Origin of the sequence: Scandinavium sp. M-37 (assembly GCF_043558715.1) — a bacterium.
Taxonomy (GTDB): Bacteria; Pseudomonadota; Gammaproteobacteria; order Enterobacterales; family Enterobacteriaceae; genus Scandinavium; species Scandinavium vulneris_A.
Genome location: NZ_JBIGIN010000089.1, coordinates 1 through 785, shown reverse-complemented (window position 1 = coordinate 785; position 785 = coordinate 1). Strand labels below are relative to the sequence as shown.

At 57.7% G+C, this 785-nt stretch carries 2 protein-coding genes; both read left to right on the top strand.

Annotated features, from left to right (window positions below):
* Positions 1 to 279: GDP-mannose 4,6-dehydratase (locus ACG0Z5_RS23790; RefSeq protein ID WP_394451634.1), on the top strand; the 279-nt coding region annotated here is incomplete at its 5' end.
* 3 nt (positions 280 to 282) lie between these two features.
* Positions 283 to 785 (top strand): NAD-dependent epimerase/dehydratase family protein (locus ACG0Z5_RS23785; RefSeq protein WP_394451632.1); only part of this gene is annotated, 503 nt, incomplete at its 3' end.

Below are 785 nucleotides of genomic sequence, written 5' to 3'. Positions count from 1 at the left end.
GAAGAGAAGGGGATCGTGGTGTCCGTGACCGGCCACGATGCGCCAGGCGTGAAGCCAGGTGATGTGATGATTGCCGTTGACCCGCGCTACTTCCGTCCAGCTGAAGTGGAAACCCTGCTGGGCGACCCGACCAAAGCACACGAAAAACTGGGCTGGAAACCGGAAATCACCCTGCAGGAAATGGTCTCCGAGATGGTGGCTAACGATCTGGAAGCAGCGAAGAAACACTCCCTGCTTAAGGCTCACGGTTACGAGGTGGCCATCGCGCTGGAGTCCTGAGTTATGACCAGACAACGTATTTTCGTGGCGGGCCACCGCGGGATGGTGGGCTCAGCCATCGTCCGCCAGCTGGAACAACGCGGCGACGTGGAGCTGGTGCTGCGCACCCGCGATGAGCTGAATCTGCTGGATAGTCGTGCGGTAAACGATTTCTTTGCCGGGGCGCGTATCGACCAGGTGTATCTGGCGGCGGCGAAGGTCGGCGGGATCGTGGCCAACAACAGCTTCCCGGCGGACTTCATCTACGAAAACATGATGATTGAGAGCAACATCATTCACGCCGCGCATATGCATAACGTGAATAAGCTGCTGTTCCTCGGCTCATCCTGTATTTATCCGAAGATGGCCAAACAGCCTATCCCGGAAAGCGAGCTGTTGCAGGGCACGCTTGAAGCGACCAACGAGCCGTATGCGATCGCCAAAATCGCCGGGATCAAGCTGTGTGAATCGTATAACCGGCAGCATAACCGCGACTACCGTTCGGTGATGCCGACCAACCTGTACGG